We start from the raw sequence: 17,144 nt of genomic DNA on the forward strand, positions 1-17,144 counted from the left end.
ACACCGATTCACAACTCCGGAAGGCTCTGCACCACGTGGCGAATCTGATCAACCTCGAACAGGTCTCGAAATCCTTCGGTATCAAGCCGTTGCTCGACTCCGTGTCGCTCGGGGTCGAAGAGGGCGAGCGCATCGGCGTGGTCGGCCTCAACGGCGGCGGCAAGACCACGATGCTCGAGGTGCTCGCCGGCCTCGAGGAGCCGGACTCCGGTCGTGTCAGCCGGGTTGGTGGCCTGCGCATGGCGGTGGTCACCCAGCGCGGCGTGCTTCCCGAAGGCTCGACCGTCGGTGACGTCGTGCTCGGTCCCCTCGACGTAGCCGAACACGAGTGGGCGGGTGACGCGCGCATCCGCTCGGTGCTCGCCGGGATCGGCATCGACAAGCTCGGTCTCGACGCCGTCGTCGACGGACTGTCCGGCGGTGAACGGCGACGGGTCGCGCTCGCTGCCGCGCTCGTGCAAGAACTCGATCTGCTCGTGCTCGACGAGCCCACCAACCACCTCGATGTCGAGGGAGTGCAGTGGCTTGCCGAGCATTTGCTGTCGCGACGCAGTGCGCTCGTCGTCGTGACCCACGACCGGTGGTTCCTCGACACCGTTGCGAACCGTACGTGGGAAGTGGTCGGCGGCAAGGTCGAGGCATACGAAGGCGGCTACAACGACTGGATCTTCGCGCGGGCCGAGCGCGCCCGTCAGGCCGACGCCATGGAGGAGCGGCGTCAGAACCTGGCGCGCAAGGAGTTGGCGTGGCTGCGTCGCGGCGCTCCCGCACGCACGTCCAAGCCCAAATATCGCATCGAGGCTGCAGAAGCGCTCATCGCCAACGTGCCGCCGCCGCGTGATTCGGTGGCCCTCGCGTCGTTCGCGAAGCGCAGGCTGGGGCGTGTCGTGATCGAGCTGGAGGACGCCACCTTGGCCACTCCGGACGGCCGTGAACTCGTCCACGATCTGACGTGGCGGCTCGGCCCGGGGGAGCGGATCGGTCTCGTCGGCGTCAACGGATCCGGGAAGACGACGTTGCTGCGCACACTCGCCGGCGAGCGCGAGCCCGCATCCGGCAAGCGGATCGAGGGGCAGACGGTCGAGATCGGCTGGCTACGGCAGGAACTCGACGATCTGCCCACCGACATGCGGGTGCTCGACGCGGTCAAAGACGTGGCCGAACGAATCATGCTGGGCGACAAGGAGGTATCGGCGGGTCAGCTGGCGGAGAGGCTCGGGTTCACCCCTGCCCGCCAGCGCACTCCCGTCGGCGACCTCTCCGGTGGTGAACGACGTCGCCTGCAACTGACGCGCGTACTCATGGCAGAGCCCAATGTGCTGCTGCTCGACGAGCCAACCAACGATCTCGACATCGACACCCTCCAGCAACTCGAAGACCTGCTCGACAACTTCGCAGGGACCCTCGTGGTCATCAGTCACGACCGGTACCTGATCGAGCGGATCTGCGACTCGACATGGGCGCTGTTCGGCGACGGCAAGCTCACCAACTTGCCGGGCGGTATCGAGGAGTATCTGCGTCGACGCGCGGCGATGGGTGACGGTGGGGTGCTGTCGGTGGCGTCCCAGGTGTCGAAGGGGGCAGAAGCGTCGGCGCCGAAGCGGGACGGCGCCGCGGAGCGTGCTGCGCGTAAGGAACTCTCACGACTCGAGCGGGCGATCGCCAAGCTCGACGAGCGCGAATCGAAGCTGCACGTGCAACTGGCCGACGCGGCAACCGATCCCGACCGCTTGCAGAAGCTCGACGCCGAGCTGCGTCAGGTGGTCGCGGACAAGGAAGCGGCCGAGGAGCAGTGGATGGAGCTCGCCGACACGCTGGACTGACGCGGCGAACGGTTTCCACCCCCCACAGGGCAAGGAAAGTCTTCCGGGTCCATGTTTTCCCCTTGACCTCGAGTCTGCTCGAGGTTGCAGGCTGGGCGCAGTCAGTTGAACACGCCCATCAGGAGAGAAACATGTCTGTCACCCGAACATCGTCTGTTTCATCGACATCCGTGTGGTCGCGCGAATACGGGCGGCCCACGGTCGTCGTCGCCTCGGTCCTCGCTGCGTTGATCGCCAACCTCGTGCTCTGGCTGGTCGGCCTGCTGGCCGGTGGATCGTTCGAGCACACCGACGCCGGGACGGTCGCGAGCGCGGCGCCGGGCGGCGTGGTGCTCATGACCGTCGTTCCGCTCACCGTCGGGCTCACCGTCGCCGCTCTGCTGAGTCTGTGGTGGAATCCGATCGTGCGGATCGCCCAGGTGGTCGGGGCGCTGCTGCCGCTCGCAACGATCCAGGGGACGCTCAGCGCGGACTTCGACCCGGCGAGCACCGTCACCCTCGTGCTGATGCACGTCGTCATCGCTGTGGTGGCCGTGCTCGGGCTGGAGAAGATGCGCGTCCGTGTCTAGTGTCGGACCCCGAGAGACCGTGGCCTGGCTCGGGTGAGGCAGGTACACCACAATTGGGCAGGTACACACAGAACGACGGTGTGTATCTGTCCAATTCGCCCGCGGTTGCGTGTCTACGAAGTCGTCGGTGTGACAGTCAGACTGCCGCCGCGGTCGACGATGTGCACGCTGGTGCCGATGATGTCGGCGCCCGCAGCGAGTACTCGGGCCCCCGCCGCGTCGGTATGACCTGCGACGCGACGCCCATCCGGGGTCGCGCCGATGAGGAAGCCGATCGAAGGGTTGCCATCACGGCCGAATTCTGCTGTGGCTGTGATTATCTCGACCTCACCTGAATAGTCGACCGCGACCTCCGTCGCCGACGCGGGCATCAGTACAGGTGCCGGATCGCCGATGTACCCGTCGGTGTGCGGTGCGCATCCGAGCGCCACGACGTGCTGGTAGGTGAGATACCCGCCGTTGCCGTGGACGAGGGCGAGTTCACCGTCGACACGCAGCCGACGCGCGATCGCGACGATCGAATGCAGTGTGTAGCTGTTCAGTGGCCCACCGAAGAACGAATGGCCTCCGGTGACGGTCGGGACGGTGTCGCGGGGCAGACCCAGGTGCTCGACGAGCAATTTGGGGACCACCGGAAAACAACTGTATGCATCGATGATGTCGAAGTCGCTTGCGCGGAGGTCTGCGCGGTCGAGGAGGCGACGGAGGGCGTCGGCGAGTGCGGCGGACCGGTCGAGATCGGCGCGGGAGAGCACGTCCGCCGGTTCGGTCGCGCCTGCACCACCCCAGACGTAGAGAATGCGTTCGTCGGCCACCCCGAGTTCACGTGCCGTCGCCAGCGAGGTGACGACGACGGCTGCGGCCTGGTCGACGAACGGCATCGCATTCATCAGCAGGGGATACGGGTCGGTCACCGCGCGGTTCTTCGGTCCGACCGTGCGGATGTCCTCGGAGGTGCGTGCGTCCGGATTCCACGAGGCCGGATTGTCCGCGGCGATCGCGGAGAACTTACCGTAGAGCTCAGCGGACCATTCGATCGACTTTTCGCGGGAGTGCCCGAGGCGGCTGCTGAACCGGTTCTCGAACAGCGGATACACGCGTGTGGGGGCCACCATCCCGGCGCGCTGCATTGCCGCACTGCCCAGGTCGTCGGGATCGAACACCGGTGGTCCGCCAGGCGCGGTGACCCAGCCGAGTGCGCTCGGGTCGGTCCCGGCCTTGAGGGCATTGGTGACCGAGGCTTGTGCCTCGCCGCCGACGAGCAGCGCGACGGAGCTGGTGCCTGCCGCAATATCGTGTGCGATCCGGTCGAGCAGCGCTGCGGGCCAGTGACCCCCTATCGGGCTCGTCGACGTGTGCTCGGGGGTGGCGCCGATGCGTTCGGCGAGCAGGCCGGGGAGATCGTCGTACGACCAGCTTGCGGTCTTCACGGCGCGGACGGTGTCGATGCGGGAGGCGAGGTCGGCGGCGCCGGTGTCGGCCAGCGCGGCGCGCGTCGCTTCGAGAATGAGGTCGAGTGGCTCTCGTTGGTCGGCGGGCAACCCGGCGCGTCCGGATCGCAGGTCGCCGACACCGATGACGACGGGTGTGTGTGCCGGATCTCTCATCGCTGCTGCCTCTTGGTGGTCGGGTAATGGCACCCGGAGCGTAATACGGACTGATCGAGTCTGTATATCGGGGGCGGTCTGGCACACTCATGGCGTGACCGACCTCCCCGCTCCCCGCCGACGCGGCAGGCCCCGCGACGCCGACCTCGAGGACCGGGTCTTCGACGCCGTGCTCGAGGTCTACGCCGAGACGAGTTGGCGCGGCTTCACTCTCGATGCGGTCGGGCGCAGAGCGCGTGTCGGCCGCGCGGCGCTGTATCGCAGGTGGGACACCAAGGACGACCTCCTGGTCCACGCACTCGAAGCCCGCAGTCCGCTTCCCGAACCGATCGACACCGGTGCGTTGCGCTCCGACCTCATCGAATTGGCGCGACAACTCCTGCGCGGATATCGCACCCCGTCAGGGCTGGTCAGTCTGCGGGTAGCGCTCGATTCGCGAGTGAACCCGGAGCTGCTCGCCCGCTTGACCGCGACGCTCAATCGCAGTCGGGTTCTCGCGGCCCGCACCATCGTGCACCGAGCGGTCGACCGCGGCGAACTCGATTCCGGGACTTCCGTGACCTTACTGCTCGAGATGGTGACCGGCGCGGTGCTCAGTCACGCCCTGTTCGGGCTGTCCGAACCCGCGCCCGGCGACGACGACGCCTACGCGGTGCTCATCGTCGATGTGGTCCTGCGGTCGCTGGAAATACCGGCAAGGTCTCCGGGCCCGAGCATCGGTACCGGTCTGTGACCGAAATGCAATCGAGCTGGCCGGCGGGTCTTCGAATCGGACTCCGCGAGATGGTGATCCGGGCTAGCCTGACAACAGACAGCCGGTGATGGGAGATCAGCGATGGATCTGGAGGCCACGGAACAGATCGCGCAGGTCAAGTATCGCTACGCGCGAACTCTCGATACCAAGAACTGGGAGGAGCTCGCCGACACTCTCGTACCCGAGGCCACCGCGGTATACGGCGAACATCTCAGTTTCGAATCTCGCGAGGTCTTCATCAACTTTCTCGAGAACACGCTCGGCCTCCACATGGTCACGGAACACCACTGCAGCCACCCCGAGATCCGGATCGACGAGAGCGGCCGAACAGCAACGGGGACCTGGCTGCTCGCTGATACCGTCATCGTTCCGGAAGACGGCATGATTCTGCGCGGGTCGGCGTACTACCACGATCGGTACGTCCGTTGTGACGACGGCGCCTGGCGGATCGTGCACACAGGATACGAACGTAATTGGGAGACGGTCGTTTCTCTCGCGGACATGCCCTCGTTCCGGCTCAGCAGCAACAAATGGGCACTGCTCCAGCAGCCTCCGCGCGCGTCCTGAATCGCCCGAGGCGGTGAGACGTTCGAAAGGAAAGATGTCCATGGCAACCCCGGACGGCACGCTGTTTCCCCCGGCAGGCGCGATCCCGTATCTCACGGTGGGGCGCGGCCGTGACGCAATCGACTGGTATGTAAGCGCGTTCGGCGCAACGCTGCATGGCGAGCCGATCTTCATGGACGACGGCAGGCTCGGCCACGCCGAACTCGGGTTCCCGACCGGGATGGTCTATCTTGCCGAGGAGTTCCCGGAAATGGGCCTGACCGCACCGGCCGGGGGAGCCACCTCGGTGAGCTTGATGCTTCCGGTCGTCGATACCGACACCGTTCTCGAGCGCGCCCGTGCAGCCGGAGGCAGGGTCGAGCGCTGGATCTCGGAAAACCACGGTCACCGTAACGCCACATTGATCGACCCGTTCGGGCATCGGTGGATGCTCGTCGGTCCGCTGACCGGAGACCCGATAGGTGAACCCTGACCTCGGCGGTGCCGTACCTCACGTCTGTGTCGCATGCGCCCGGTAGGCTCCCGCCCGTGAAAGAGTCGTTCATCCGCACCCGAGTCGCCGACGGTGTCGCCGAGGTGCAACTCGACCGGCCCGAAGCGCTCAACGCGCTGAACCCGTCGATGATCCGGGACATGCATGCTGCGCTGCTGCAGTGGCGCACCGACCCGTCCGTCACGGCGGTGCTCGTCACGAGCCGGTCCGATCGGGCCTTCTGTGCGGGCGGCGACATCAAACCTGCTCGCAATGCGGTGCTGGCGGGGGACTTCGACGCAGTGCGGAAATCCTTCGCCGCCGAGTATCGGCTCGACGAACTCGTAGCCACCTACCCGAAGCCGTATCTCTCGGTTCTGGACGGTGTCACCCTGGGCGGCGGGCTCGGGATCTCGGTGCACGGCGCGGTGCGGGTGGTGACGGAGAGGGCGTCGTTCGCGATGCCCGAGACGGCGCTCGGCTTCATCCCGGATGTCGGGTCGAGCCATTTCCTTCCCCGATTGAGGGGCACCGCCGTACGTTGCGACGCCGTCGGAATGTACCTCGGCGTGACGGGGACCCGCATCGGTGCCGGCGACGCGCTCGCGGTGGGTCTGGCCACCCATTTCGTACCACGCGACCGCGTCGATGATCTTGTCGACCGTATCCGCGCGGGAGACTGGCGGGCAGCACTCGACGAATTCGTCGCTCCCGCACCCGAATCCGAACTGGAGAAACGCTTCGCTGATATCGAGACGGTGTTCGGTGACGGAACGATCGACGACATCCTGAGCCGGCTCGCGGCGAGCGACGCGGACATCGACCCAGAGTGGGCCGAGCGGACGCATGCGGCCCTTCGCGCCGCGTCGCCGACCAGCGTGCGTGCCACCGTGGAACTGTTGCGCCGTGGCGCCGAGAGCACTCTCGAAGAGTGCCTGGCACGCGAGCTCGAGGTGGCTGTGCGGATCAGCGCGGTACCCGATTTCGTCGAAGGCGTGCGCGCTGTGCTCATCGACAAGGACCGCTCACCGCGATGGTCGCCCCCTCGGATCGAGGAGGTCGATCCGGCGACCATCGCCGCATTGTTCAGCTGAGCGGTACAGCGGTCGCGAGTGGTTCAGCGCGTGAAGCGGTTCGGAGATTGTAGGTCGACCACGATCGGCTGACCACCGAGCATCGCGTGGATCTCGGGCTTCTCGAGCCCGCCCGCCACGAGGTATTCACCGAGCAGTTGCAGCAGTTCGTCATTGTCGATCGTCGGGTCGGTGCCGTGGGACGAGCGTGAACCGAGCTCGCCGTGGGCCAGACGGGCCGCGATCCGCACCGACGCGACACCCATCGAATTGCGGCGGGCGGGCACGCTGGACTTCGAAGCAGTGCCGAGTGTGCTCGACGCGGCGGAGGTATCGGCGGTCGAGCCGTTGGTGCCGGTCGTGCTGCCGTTGGTGCTGGTGCTCGTCACCGAGGACGTCCCTTCGTTCGTGGTTCCGGCGCCCACCCCGCCGGCCGGGTTGCGGTCGATCGCGTGCACACCTGGGGTATCACCCGGGGTGAGCACCGTCATCGGTGTACTGCTCGGGAGCGGCGTGCTCGGCAGCGGGTAGACGAAGGTGCCCGACCGCTTCGGGCCCTTCGACCGCTCACCCGAGCGGGAATGACCGGCCTCGGCGGTGCTGGACTCGGTCGTGCCGCTGTTGGGCTGTTCACCCGATGGCACGGACGATGCATCGTCGTTCATGACAAGCTCCTGAAATCACCCGAGCGTGCGTGCTCGACGGCAGCAAATTACCAGCCGGAGGGTGTCCGCGTCACCCCGTATGTCCGGTATCTGCTGTTCCGGGGTCAGTCGGTAGCAGCGACCAAGGGCTCGAGGGTGAGTTCGGGAAGCTCCTTCTGGATGTACTGCAGCCGCCATTTGTCGCTGACGAGTGCGAGCAACACGCCGTCGGACCGCTCGAACACCTCGACACCGCGCTGACGGTTGAGTTCGATGGTCGACTCCGCATCCGTGCGGCGGGCCAGCGCGTATCCGAGCGGCTCGATCTTCGGGTCGACGTTGTACTCGGCCTTCATCCGCGCCGCGACCACCTCGAACTGCATGGGGCCGACGGCCGCCATCACCGGCGACGCATCGCCTCGGATGTCGTTGCGGAGGATCTGCACGACGCCTTCGGAATCGAGCTGATCGACGGCCTTGCGGAACTGCTTGTACTTCGAGGCGCTCTCGGCCCGCAGGATCGCGAAGTGCTCGGGTGCGAACGACGGGATGGGCGGGAACTCGACCTTCTTGTCGACGAACAGGGTGTGGCCGGGCGCGAGGGCCGTGGCGTTGACCAGGCCCACCACGTCGCCCGGATAGGCGTTCTCGACGGTAGTGCGTTCGCGCCCGAACACGGTCAGTGCGTACTTCGTCGCGAACGGCTTGCCGGTCTGGGCGTGCGTGACGACCATCCCGCGCTCGAAGACACCCGAGACGACGCGCATGAACGCGAGACGGTCGCGGTGGGCGGTGTCCATTCCGGCCTGCACTTTGAACACCACGGCGCTGAACGGGTCGTCGACGTCGCGGGGAGTGTCGTCGATCGCCAGGCGGGCCCGCGGCGGCGGGGCCAGCGCGACGAGCGTGTCGAGGATCTGACGGACACCGAAGTTGAGCATGGCGGAGGCGAAGATCACCGGCGACGTCTGGCCTCCCAGGAACAGTTCCTGGTCGTGATCCTGCCCGCTCGCCGACAGCAGTTCGGATTCCTCGGCGGCCTCGGCCCAGGTGTCGCCTTCGCGCTCGAGCGCGACCTCGGGGGTCAGGTGTTCCTCGGGTGCGATCTTCGCGCCACCTGCGGTGCGCGTGAACTTGATGTATTCGACGGCTTCGCCTGCGTGCTCGTCGAGACCGCGACGCAAGAGTCCGCGGAAGTCACCCGCGATGCCGACCGGCCAGAACAACGGGGTCGGGGTGAGTCCGATTCGTTCGCTGATCTCGTCGAGCAATTCGAGTGGCGTCTGACCGGGGCGGTCCCACTTGTTGATCACCGTGATCACCGGAATGCCGCGGTGGCGGCACACCTGGAACAGCTTCAACGTCTGCGGCTCGAGGCCTTTCGCGGCGTCGATGAGCATCACGGCCGCGTCGACCGCGGTGAGCACGCGGTAGGTGTCCTCGGAGAAGTCGGAGTGGCCGGGGGTGTCGACGAGGTTGATGACGTTGACGGTGTCGACACCGTCCGCCGACTCCGGGGCCTCGGACGACGAATAGTTGAACTGCAGCGCGGTGGAGCTGACGGAGATGCCTCTGGCCTTCTCCATCTCCATCCAGTCGGAGACGGTGGACTTGCGACCGGCCTTGCCGTGTACGGCGCCGGCCTCCGAGATGACCTTCGCGTGCAGTGCGAGGGCCTCGGTGAGAGTGGACTTACCGGCGTCCGGATGGGAGATGACGGCGAATGTGCGCCGACGCAGCGCTTCGGAACGGACTTCGTTCGACGAAGGGGGCTTCGCGGCGTTGGTGGATTCGCTGGCGGAGGCGGGCGGGGTACTCAACGCGGAAACCTCTCGAAACTTTTTGGTCGGTGTTCTATCGCAGGCAACTCCTCCATGTTACTAGGCGATTCGGTGTCGTTTTCCCGCAGATTCGATCACGTTTCCCAGGGGACGCTTCCGATCGCTCATTTTCGGGCCACCCTGATTCGTAAGGCCGGGATTTCGGCACGGGAAGGCCCGTGCGCATCGGAACGAGGAGTGTTCGTGAGCAGGTTCACTGATGAGATGTATGCGACGGGGCGCGAGAGCACACGGGGTCTGGTCACCGGCGAGCCGGACTCGCCGCGGCGACAGACCTGGATGCAGATCCACGAGCAGGCACGGTGCATGGCGGGGTGTCTGGCTGCGAACGGGGTCGCACCGGGCGATGCGGTCGCGATCCTGGCCGGGTTCCCGGTCGACATCGCCCCGATCAGCCAGGGCGTGTGGATGCGCGGCGCGAGCATCACGATGCTGCACCAGCCCACCCCGCGCACCGATCTCGATGGGTGGACGCGAGACACCGAGACCGTATTGCGCATGATCGGCGCGAGGGTCGTGGTGCTCGGCGCACCGTTCGACATCGCCGAACCGCTGCTGCGTGAGCGGGGCATCGACGTCGTTACCACCTCGGAACTGCGCGCAGGCACAGCGATCGACCCCGTCGACACCGCAGAATCCGACATCGTGCTGCAGCAACTGACCTCCGGCTCCACCGGGTCACCGAAAGCCGTGCAGATCACGCACGAGAACTTCTACGTCAACGCGTATGCGATGTTCGAACGCATCAAGTTCTCGCTCGACGACGACGTCATGATCAGTTGGTTGCCGCTGTTCCACGACATGGGCATGGTCGGATTTCTCAGCGTCCCGATGCAGATGGGCGGCGAGGTGGTGTCGGTGACTCCGCTCGACTTCCTGCGGACACCGATGCTGTGGGCGGATCTCATCACCAAATATCGTGGAACCGTGACGGCTGCACCGAATTTCGCGTATTCGTTGCTGGCCCGCAAACTGGCGCAGGCCGAGGACGGTGCGGTGGATCTGTCGTCGGTCAAGTGGATGTGGAACGGGGCCGAACCCGTGGACCCCGACACCATGGACGCTCTCGCCGAGGCAGGTGCCCGGTTCGGGCTCGACCCGATGGCACTTGCCCCGGTCTACGGGATGGCGGAGACGACGCTGGCGGTATCGGTACCCGACCCCGGCCACGGCCAGGTGCTCGATGCCGTCGACCCGGATCTGCTCGAGTCGGGTGGGATGGCCGTGCCGTCCGTCCACTCGAATGCCCGCAGGTTGCCGACGCTCGGGCACCTCGTTTCCGGTCTCGAAGGCAGAATCGTCGGTAACGACGGGCAGGAACTTCCTACCCGAGGGGTCGGGGTCATCCAGTTGCGGGGCACAGCCGTCACACACGGATACGTCACGGTCGACGGTCCTGTATCCGCGCAGGACAGCGACGGTTGGCTCGATACCGGTGACGTCGGCTACTTCACCGAAGAAGGTCTCGTTGTCGTGTGCGGCCGGGTCAAGGACGTCATCATCATGGGCGGACGCAACATCTATCCCACCGATATCGAGCGCGCCGCGTGCGGCGTGGCCGGGGTACGACCGGGTAACGCGGTCGCGATCCGGCTGGATGCCGGCGACAAGCGGGAATCCTTCGCGGTGGCGGTCGAGACCAACCTCATCGACGACCTCGACGAAGTGCGCCGTATCGAGCACGAAGTGGTCCATGCGGTGTGTGCGGAAGTGGGAGCGCGCCCCCGCACGGTTGCAGTGGTCGGCCCCGGCAACATCCCGAAGACATCGTCGGGCAAGCTCCGCCGCGGGACGTCGGCATCATTGCTCCGGCGCTGACGTGGCACGACGCCCGGCCCGCCCGGAGGTTCCGACGACGAGGACGGTGAGTGCGGTGAGGACACCACCGATCCATAGAATGCTCGTCGGCGACAGCGCATCGACGGCAAGCCCACCGATCAGAGCACCCGCTGCGATCGAGAGGTTGAACGCCGAGACGAACAGTGAACTCGCGGCCTCCACGGCGTCCGGAGCCGACCTGAACATCCAGGTCTGGAGGGTGACAGGCACTGCGCCATAGCCCAATCCCCAGAGGGCGAGCATGCCTGCCGCGGAGAAGGCTGTGGCGTCGCTGACCGCGACCGCGACCATGGCGACGGTGAGGACGAGCGAGATTCCCAGTGCGGTCTGTGGCAACCATCTGTCGACCAGGGCTCCCGCAATGAAATTGCCGCAGAGACCGGCGACACCGAACACGAGAAGCAGCATGCCGATCGATCCGCCGTCCACGCCGCTGCCCTGGAGGACGGGGCGCAGAAATGTGTACGCCGTGAAGTGGCCGGTGATGAGCAGGACCGTCATCGTGATTCCCACACGCACGCCTGCGTTGCTCCGGAACACCCCGGGCAGGTCGGTGAGGCCGAGGGTGCGCTGCGGTGGCAGCCGAGGTATCAGGAAAAGCATGGCCGTCAGCGCGACAAGGCCGAGGACGCCGACCGCGCCGAACGCTGTGCGCCAGCCGCTGAGGTCGCCGAGGAACGTGCCGGCAGGCACCCCGAGAACGGACGCGGCTTCGACACCGCTGAAGATCACGGCGGTGGCACGCACGACGTGCCGCTGCGGCACCAGTCGGAGGGCGATGCCCCCGGCCAGCGCCCAGAAACCTCCGACGCTGATGCCGATGAGGAACCGGGCGACCAGGAGGACCGCGAAATCTGTTGCGAAGGCCGATGCGAGATTGGCGGCCCCCATCATGCCGATCAGCAGAGCCAGGACCAGCCTGCGGTCCATCCGCCCGGCGGCCACTGTGATCAGGGGCGCGGAGAGGGCGGCGACGATACCGGGAATTGTCACCATCAGCCCGGCGCGACCTTCGGACACGTCGAGGGCATCGCCCACGGGAGTGAGCAGTCCGACGGGGAGCAGTTCGGATGTCATGAGGGAGAAGATGCCCAGCGTCACCGCCAGGACGGCGAGCCAGCCCTTCAGTGGTGAGGGGCCGGCTGCCGTCCTACTCGGTGCCGCGGGGTCGGCTGACGCCGAGGGTGGCGGACATGATTCCGCCTCCGCGGTCACAGCGCCCCGGGCGTCTTGCGGGTCGTCACGTTCATCCGGTTCCAGGTGTTCACCGTGAAGATCAACGCGATGAGCTGGGCGAGTTCTGTCTCGTCGAACTCATCGGCGACCTCGTCCCAGACCTCGTCGGAGACGCCGCCTGCCAATTGTGTCATCGCCTCGGTGAGGGCCAGTGCCGCACGTTCTTTCGTGGTGAAGACGCTGGATTCCTCCCATGCGCTGAGCTGGTGGATCCGTTCCTCCCGCTCACCCGCCCGGCGCGCGTCGGATGTGTGGTAGTCGATGCAGTATGCGCAGCGGTTGATCTGCGATGCACGGATCTGGACCAGTTCGAGCAGTACCGGGTCGAGACCGACGCGAGCGGCGGCGTCGAGGGCGAGGACGGCTTTGAAGATTCTCGGCGCGACCTGGGCGAAATCCATGCGCTGGGCTACGTGAAAAGTTGTCATGTCATAAAGCTAAGTCCGGTATTGACCATTGGTATGGTTCATTTCGATGACGAATTCTGGGGTCAATTCACCGACGGGCAGTGATCTGCATCTGGAGCTGTCCGGCTCCGGAAGCCTGCGCTCCCAGCTTCTGCACGCCCTGCGGGAGGCAGTCCGCTCGGGTCGCCTCCCACCGGATACCCGGCTACCGTCCTATCGGGCACTCTCCGCCGATCTCGGCATAGCCCGGAACACCGCGGCCGAGGTCTACTCCGAGTTGGTGGAAGAAGGATGGTTGACGGCGCGGCAGGGTTCGGGGACCCGGGTGGCCCGGCGAGTTGCTCCACCGGCACCTGTCCGGCGGCGACCTCGGCCGTCGTCTCGCCGCCCGATCCACGACCTGGCGCCGAGTTCCCCCGACGCGTCGGCTTTTCCGCGGGCCGCCTGGTCGACGTCGGCCCGCCGGGCGATCAACGCGGCACCCAGTGAAGCATTCGGGGTAGGAGATCCACGAGGTCGCCCGGAACTGCGCGATGCTCTCGCCGACTATCTGGCGCGGGCCCGGGGAGTACGCGTCGATGCCGAACTCATCGTGATCTGTGCCGGCTTCGCCCACGCGCTGCAGTTGCTCGGGCCGCTGTTGCCCGGCACCGTTGCGGTGGAATCCTACGGGCTGGCATTTCACCGAGATCTCATCGCGGGCGCGGGGATACGAACCGTACCGCTGTCCATCGACGAGCACGGCGCCCGCGTAGGCGACCTGTCCGAGACATCGGCGGGTGCGGTTCTGCTCACCCCCGCACACCAATACCCGACCGGTGGCCCATTGCATGCCGTGCGCCGCGCCGCGGTCGTGGATTGGGCGCGCACGGTGGACGGCCTGATTCTGGAAGACGACTACGACGGAGAGTTTCGCTACGACAGAGAACCGATCGGTGCGGTACAGGGACTGGACCCGGACCGTGTGATCTACCTCGGGTCGATCAGCAAGAGTCTGTCGCCGTCCCTGCGCCTGGGGTGGATGGTATTGCCGGACCGAATGATCGACGACGTTCTCGCCGTGAAAGGGAGACGTGAACTCTGGTCGAGCGCGTGGGATCAGCTCACCTTGGCCGACTTCATCACGTGCGGTGCCTACGAGCGACACCTGCGCCGCATGCGCGGTGTCTACCGGCGACGCCGGGACCACCTGGCGGCCGCGCTCACCGTGCACGCCCCGCACCTGCGGGTCAGCGGAATCGCGGCCGGTCTGCATGCCGTGCTCGAACTGCCGGAAGGTACGGAACACGCCACTCTCACGGCCGCTCGCAGACAGGGTGTGGCCGTCGACGGATTGTCCGCCTACCGGCACCCCGACAGCACGATGCCGCACCTCGACGGGCTTGTCGTCGGCTACGGCACACCGGCCGAACACGCCTTCTCGTCGGCATTGGAAGCCCTGTGCCTGGCACTGCCTCCGGCGCCGTAGGAGTCAGTGGATGCGGTTCTGTGCGCCCTCGAGGCCGAGTTTCAGGAGCAGTTCGACGGCGTCGGCGCCCTCCTCGCACAGCACACCGAGATCTTTGCGCTCGGCGGAGGAGAACGGCTTGAGTACGAAGTCCGCCGGATCCTGACGGCCCGGCGGCCGGCCGATCCCCATGCGCACTCGCAGGTAGTCCTTCGTGCCGAGCGCCGACGACGTGGACCGCAGGCCGTTGTGCCCGTTCTCACCGCCGCCCTGCTTGAGCCGGATCGTGCCGTAATCGAGATCGAGTTCGTCGTGGATCACGATGATGTTTCCCGGCGAGACCGAGAAGAACTTCGCGAGACCTGCGACCGGACCACCCGACACGTTCATGTACGTGCGGGGCTTCGCGATGATGACCTGTCGCCCGTCGAGGCGTGCCTGCACGATCTCGGCGTTGCTCTTCCTGTGTGCGCTGAACTTCCCGCCGACCCGATCGGCCAGCACATCGGCAACCATGAAACCGATGTTGTGCCGGGTGGTCTCGTACTTGGGGCCGGGATTTCCCAGCCCTACGACGAGCGCGGTGTCCTCGCTCACGTGCGGGTCCTTCCTCGAATCATGTGTGGCGGTGTTCCGCTCGGTAGAACGCGCGTGCGGCGCGCCATCCCGAAGGATGACGCGCCGCACGAAAGACTTCACTGAGCCCGAAAGGTTCACGCAGTCGAGGCTCAGGCCTCTTCTGCTGCACCCTCGGTCTCGTCGGTTGCCTCTTCGGCGCTCGCCTGAGCAGCGGCCTCGACGATGTTCACGAGCAGCAGCTCGGGATCGTCCTGCAGGGTCGCGCCCGCGGGAAGCTCGACGCCACCGGCGAGGATCTGGGTGCCGATGGGAGCGCTCTCGACCGACACCGAGATCTCCTCGGGGATGTTGAGGGCGTCGGCCTCGAGCTTGATGGTGCTGACCTCGTGGACGACCAGCGCGCCGGGGCCTGCAATACCGGTGAGGACGACGGGAACCTCGACGGTGACCTTCTCGCCCTTCTTCACGACGAGCAGGTCGGCGTGCTCGATGTTGCGGCGGATCGGATGCGTGGTGACGGACTTGGTGAGGGCGAGCTGCTCGGTGCCGTCGACCTCGAGGGTCAGGACGGCGTTGGTGCCGTGGTTACGCAGGACAGCGGCGAACTCGAGGCCGGGAAGCGACAGGTGCTTGGGATCGGTGCCGTGGCCGTAGAGGACGGCGGGGATCTGGCCTGCACGGCGGGTGCGACGGGCTGCGCCCTTGCCGAACTCGGTGCGGACAGCGGCTACGAGACGGTTCTCGTTGGACATGGTGCAACGGCTCCTACGCTAGTGAACTCTCACGGGGTCGGTCTTCTCGGCGAATGCGGGACCGGACACGCGCGGCAGTAGGAGCGCTTCTACGCTCTGACGGAGCCGCAGCCGCGTCGATCACGGTGAGCCAGCGATAACGCGGTTCACCCTCGCCGAGACAACTCGACATACTTTACCGGATCCGATTGCGCAATGCGAACGGGCCTCATCATGCGAGGGAGCGAACGGCGGCGAGGAAACGATCGACGTCGGCGGGGGAGACGAAATAGTGCGGCGACGCGCGCACCACGGCATCGAGTTTCCGCTGTGACATGTCGAGCAGAGTGGAGCTGCGTGAGCTGACGGTGACGGTGATCGACTGCTCGGCCAGCGCGTCGCGTACCGCGCTCGGTTCGATCCCGTCGACGGTGAACGAGACGATCCCGTTGAGCGGTGCGCCGCGATCGTGCACGGTGACGCCCGGGATCCGCTCGAGCCCGTCTCGGGTGTGCTCGGCGCGATAGCCGATGGCCTCCGCCACGGCATCGATTCCGAGATCGAGCAGGTAGTCGATCGCGACGCCGAGTCCCAGCCGGGCCGCGACGTCGGCCTCCCACATCTCGAAGCGCGACGCGTCGGACGCGAGTTCGTAGGTGTCGGGCGACGTCCACGTCGCACTGTGCAGATCGATCGGCGCCGGCTCGAGGTCGGCGATCAGTCGCGGCCGCACGTAGAGGAACCCGGTGCCCCGAGGGCCGCGCACCCATTTGCGGCCGGTCCCCGAGAGCGCATCGACGTCCAGTTCGGGCACGCTCACGGGAAGCTGCCCCACCGATTGGCACGCGTCGAGCAGCACCAGTGCGCCCACGGCGTGGGCGGCGTCGGCGACCTCGCGGACCGGGTTGACCAAACCGCCGTTGGTCGGTGCGTGCACGACCGAGACGATCTTGACGCGCTCGTCGAGCAGTCCGCCCAGTGCCTGGGTGTCGATGCGGCCGTCGCTGTCGGAAGGAACCACCTCGACGCTCGCGCCGGTGGCGCGGGCGCGTTGCAGCGCTGCGACTGCGTTGGCGGCGTACTCGGCCTGTGACAGCAGGATGCGGTCGCCCGGCTCCAGCGGCACCGCGTAGAAGAACGACGTCCATGCCCGCGACGCGCTGTCGGACAACGCTATGGAGGCGCCATCGACCCCGAACAGGCGTCCGAGGGAGGTCTTCACCCCGGCCAGGTCGTCGAGGCGCTCGTTGGCGGCTGCGTATCCGCCGATCTCGGCCTCGCGTCGCAGATGGGCGACGACGGTGTCGACCACCGGAGTCGGTGGGAGCGACGAGCCCGCGCTGTCGAGAAACACCCGGTCGAAACAACCGGGGGTATCGCGCCGGGCCTGCTGCACGTCGAGCATGAAGGTGGCCTCCATTTCCTGTCGGCAAGATCCTTCGACCGAATCTAGTGTGGTCAGTGCGCCGCCGGAGCGTTCTACGGGCGTTGCGGCGATGCGCGCGTTAGGCTCGCTCAGTGACCTGGCCCACCGACAAAGGAGGGTGGATCGAGT

16 protein-coding genes are annotated in these 17,144 nt (G+C 66.6%); 8 read left to right on the forward strand and 8 right to left on the reverse strand.

The window, feature by feature from the left end; genetic code table 11:
- The first annotated feature begins 35 nt into the window (after positions 1 to 35).
- Positions 36 to 1,823, forward strand: coding sequence for an ATP-binding cassette domain-containing protein (locus ACSYG9_RS16425; RefSeq protein WP_440123563.1), 1,788 nt, complete (start codon positions 36 to 38; stop codon positions 1,821 to 1,823).
- A gap of 131 nt (positions 1,824 to 1,954) precedes the next feature.
- Positions 1,955 to 2,392: a DUF6069 family protein gene (locus tag ACSYG9_RS16430; protein WP_454839183.1), complete on the forward strand. Its 438-nt coding sequence runs from the start codon at positions 1,955 to 1,957 to the stop codon at positions 2,390 to 2,392.
- Between the two features lie 113 nt (positions 2,393 to 2,505).
- Here the strand turns inward: ACSYG9_RS16430 and ACSYG9_RS16435 are convergent, their stop codons facing one another.
- Positions 2,506 to 3,999, reverse strand: coding sequence for an acetyl-CoA acetyltransferase (locus tag ACSYG9_RS16435; protein WP_454839185.1), 1,494 nt, complete (start codon positions 3,997 to 3,999; stop codon positions 2,506 to 2,508).
- Between the two features lie 94 nt (positions 4,000 to 4,093).
- Here ACSYG9_RS16435 and ACSYG9_RS16440 point away from each other — a divergent pair, with 94 nt between their 5' ends.
- From ACSYG9_RS16440 to ACSYG9_RS16455, 4 genes are all read left to right on the forward strand, one after another.
- Positions 4,094 to 4,732, forward strand: coding sequence for a TetR/AcrR family transcriptional regulator (locus ACSYG9_RS16440; RefSeq protein ID WP_454839187.1), 639 nt, complete (start codon positions 4,094 to 4,096; stop codon positions 4,730 to 4,732).
- Positions 4,733 to 4,834: 102 nt separating this feature from the next.
- Complete coding sequence (locus ACSYG9_RS16445) at positions 4,835 to 5,320, forward strand: nuclear transport factor 2 family protein (RefSeq protein ID WP_440123567.1); 486 nt, start codon at positions 4,835 to 4,837, stop codon at positions 5,318 to 5,320.
- 40 nt (positions 5,321 to 5,360) lie between these two features.
- Positions 5,361 to 5,792: a VOC family protein gene (locus tag ACSYG9_RS16450; RefSeq protein ID WP_440123568.1), complete on the forward strand. Its 432-nt coding sequence runs from the start codon at positions 5,361 to 5,363 to the stop codon at positions 5,790 to 5,792.
- A 56-nt stretch (positions 5,793 to 5,848) separates the two neighbouring features.
- Positions 5,849 to 6,886, forward strand: coding sequence for an enoyl-CoA hydratase/isomerase family protein (locus tag ACSYG9_RS16455; protein WP_454839190.1), 1,038 nt, complete (start codon positions 5,849 to 5,851; stop codon positions 6,884 to 6,886).
- A gap of 23 nt (positions 6,887 to 6,909) precedes the next feature.
- On the opposite strand, the gene ACSYG9_RS16460 is transcribed toward ACSYG9_RS16455, so the two are convergent.
- The gene (locus ACSYG9_RS16460) at positions 6,910 to 7,530 is read right to left on the reverse strand and encodes a hypothetical protein (RefSeq protein WP_440123570.1); all 621 of its coding nucleotides are present in this window, start codon (positions 7,528 to 7,530) and stop codon (positions 6,910 to 6,912) included.
- Between the two features lie 104 nt (positions 7,531 to 7,634).
- Positions 7,635 to 9,329 carry a peptide chain release factor 3 gene (locus ACSYG9_RS16465; protein ID WP_454839192.1) on the reverse strand — a complete coding sequence of 565 codons (1,695 nt, stop codon included), beginning with the start codon at positions 9,327 to 9,329 and terminating at the stop codon, positions 7,635 to 7,637.
- Positions 9,330 to 9,533: 204 nt separating this feature from the next.
- Here ACSYG9_RS16465 and ACSYG9_RS16470 point away from each other — a divergent pair, with 204 nt between their 5' ends.
- Positions 9,534 to 11,168, forward strand: coding sequence for a fatty acyl-AMP ligase (locus ACSYG9_RS16470; RefSeq protein WP_454839193.1), 1,635 nt, complete (start codon positions 9,534 to 9,536; stop codon positions 11,166 to 11,168).
- Here the strand turns inward: ACSYG9_RS16470 and ACSYG9_RS16475 are convergent.
- A complete protein-coding gene (locus ACSYG9_RS16475; protein ID WP_454839194.1) occupies positions 11,151 to 12,266 on the reverse strand; it encodes an MFS transporter in 1,116 nt (371 codons plus the stop codon). The genes ACSYG9_RS16470 and ACSYG9_RS16475 overlap by 18 nt on opposite strands.
- Positions 12,267 to 12,400: 134 nt before the next feature.
- Positions 12,401 to 12,853 (reverse strand): carboxymuconolactone decarboxylase family protein, encoded by a 453-nt coding sequence (locus ACSYG9_RS16480; protein ID WP_454839195.1) that lies wholly within the window; start codon positions 12,851 to 12,853, stop codon positions 12,401 to 12,403.
- Positions 12,854 to 12,899: 46 nt separating this feature from the next.
- Between ACSYG9_RS16480 and pdxR the strand changes: the two genes are divergently transcribed.
- On the forward strand, positions 12,900 to 14,300 hold the full coding sequence (pdxR, locus tag ACSYG9_RS16485; RefSeq protein ID WP_454839196.1) for a MocR-like pyridoxine biosynthesis transcription factor PdxR: 1,401 nt from the start codon (positions 12,900 to 12,902) through the stop codon (positions 14,298 to 14,300).
- A 3-nt stretch (positions 14,301 to 14,303) separates the two neighbouring features.
- On the opposite strand, the gene pth is transcribed toward pdxR, so the two are convergent.
- From pth to ACSYG9_RS16500, 3 genes are all read right to left on the reverse strand, one after another.
- Positions 14,304 to 14,876, reverse strand: coding sequence for an aminoacyl-tRNA hydrolase (pth, locus tag ACSYG9_RS16490; protein ID WP_454839197.1), 573 nt, complete (start codon positions 14,874 to 14,876; stop codon positions 14,304 to 14,306).
- A gap of 131 nt (positions 14,877 to 15,007) precedes the next feature.
- Positions 15,008 to 15,610 carry a 50S ribosomal protein L25/general stress protein Ctc gene (locus ACSYG9_RS16495; RefSeq protein ID WP_440123577.1) on the reverse strand — a complete coding sequence of 201 codons (603 nt, stop codon included), beginning with the start codon at positions 15,608 to 15,610 and terminating at the stop codon, positions 15,008 to 15,010.
- Positions 15,611 to 15,821: 211 nt separating this feature from the next.
- On the reverse strand, positions 15,822 to 16,994 hold the full coding sequence (locus tag ACSYG9_RS16500; protein ID WP_440127677.1) for an aminotransferase class V-fold PLP-dependent enzyme: 1,173 nt from the start codon (positions 16,992 to 16,994) through the stop codon (positions 15,822 to 15,824).
- Between the last annotated feature and the right edge of the window lie 150 nt (positions 16,995 to 17,144).

The organism is Rhodococcus sp. SJ-2 (assembly GCF_053750035.1).

Coding starts and splice junctions, on each gene's coding strand:
- ACSYG9_RS16435 (WP_454839185.1), bottom strand. CDS start 3,999: ATGAGAGATCCGGCACACACACCCGTCGTCATCGGTGTCGGCGACCTG.
- ACSYG9_RS16450 (WP_440123568.1), top strand. CDS start 5,361: ATGGCAACCCCGGACGGCACGCTGTTTCCCCCGGCAGGCGCGATCCCG.
- ACSYG9_RS16495 (WP_440123577.1), bottom strand. CDS start 15,610: ATGTCCAACGAGAACCGTCTCGTAGCCGCTGTCCGCACCGAGTTCGGC.
- pdxR (WP_454839196.1), top strand. CDS start 12,900: ATGACGAATTCTGGGGTCAATTCACCGACGGGCAGTGATCTGCATCTG.
- ACSYG9_RS16430 (WP_454839183.1), top strand. CDS start 1,955: ATGTCTGTCACCCGAACATCGTCTGTTTCATCGACATCCGTGTGGTCG.
- ACSYG9_RS16480 (WP_454839195.1), bottom strand. CDS start 12,853: ATGACAACTTTTCACGTAGCCCAGCGCATGGATTTCGCCCAGGTCGCG.
- ACSYG9_RS16445 (WP_440123567.1), top strand. CDS start 4,835: ATGGATCTGGAGGCCACGGAACAGATCGCGCAGGTCAAGTATCGCTAC.
- ACSYG9_RS16475 (WP_454839194.1), bottom strand. CDS start 12,266: ATGACATCCGAACTGCTCCCCGTCGGACTGCTCACTCCCGTGGGCGAT.
- ACSYG9_RS16460 (WP_440123570.1), bottom strand. CDS start 7,530: ATGAACGACGATGCATCGTCCGTGCCATCGGGTGAACAGCCCAACAGC.
- ACSYG9_RS16500 (WP_440127677.1), bottom strand. CDS start 16,994: ATGCTCGACGTGCAGCAGGCCCGGCGCGATACCCCCGGTTGTTTCGAC.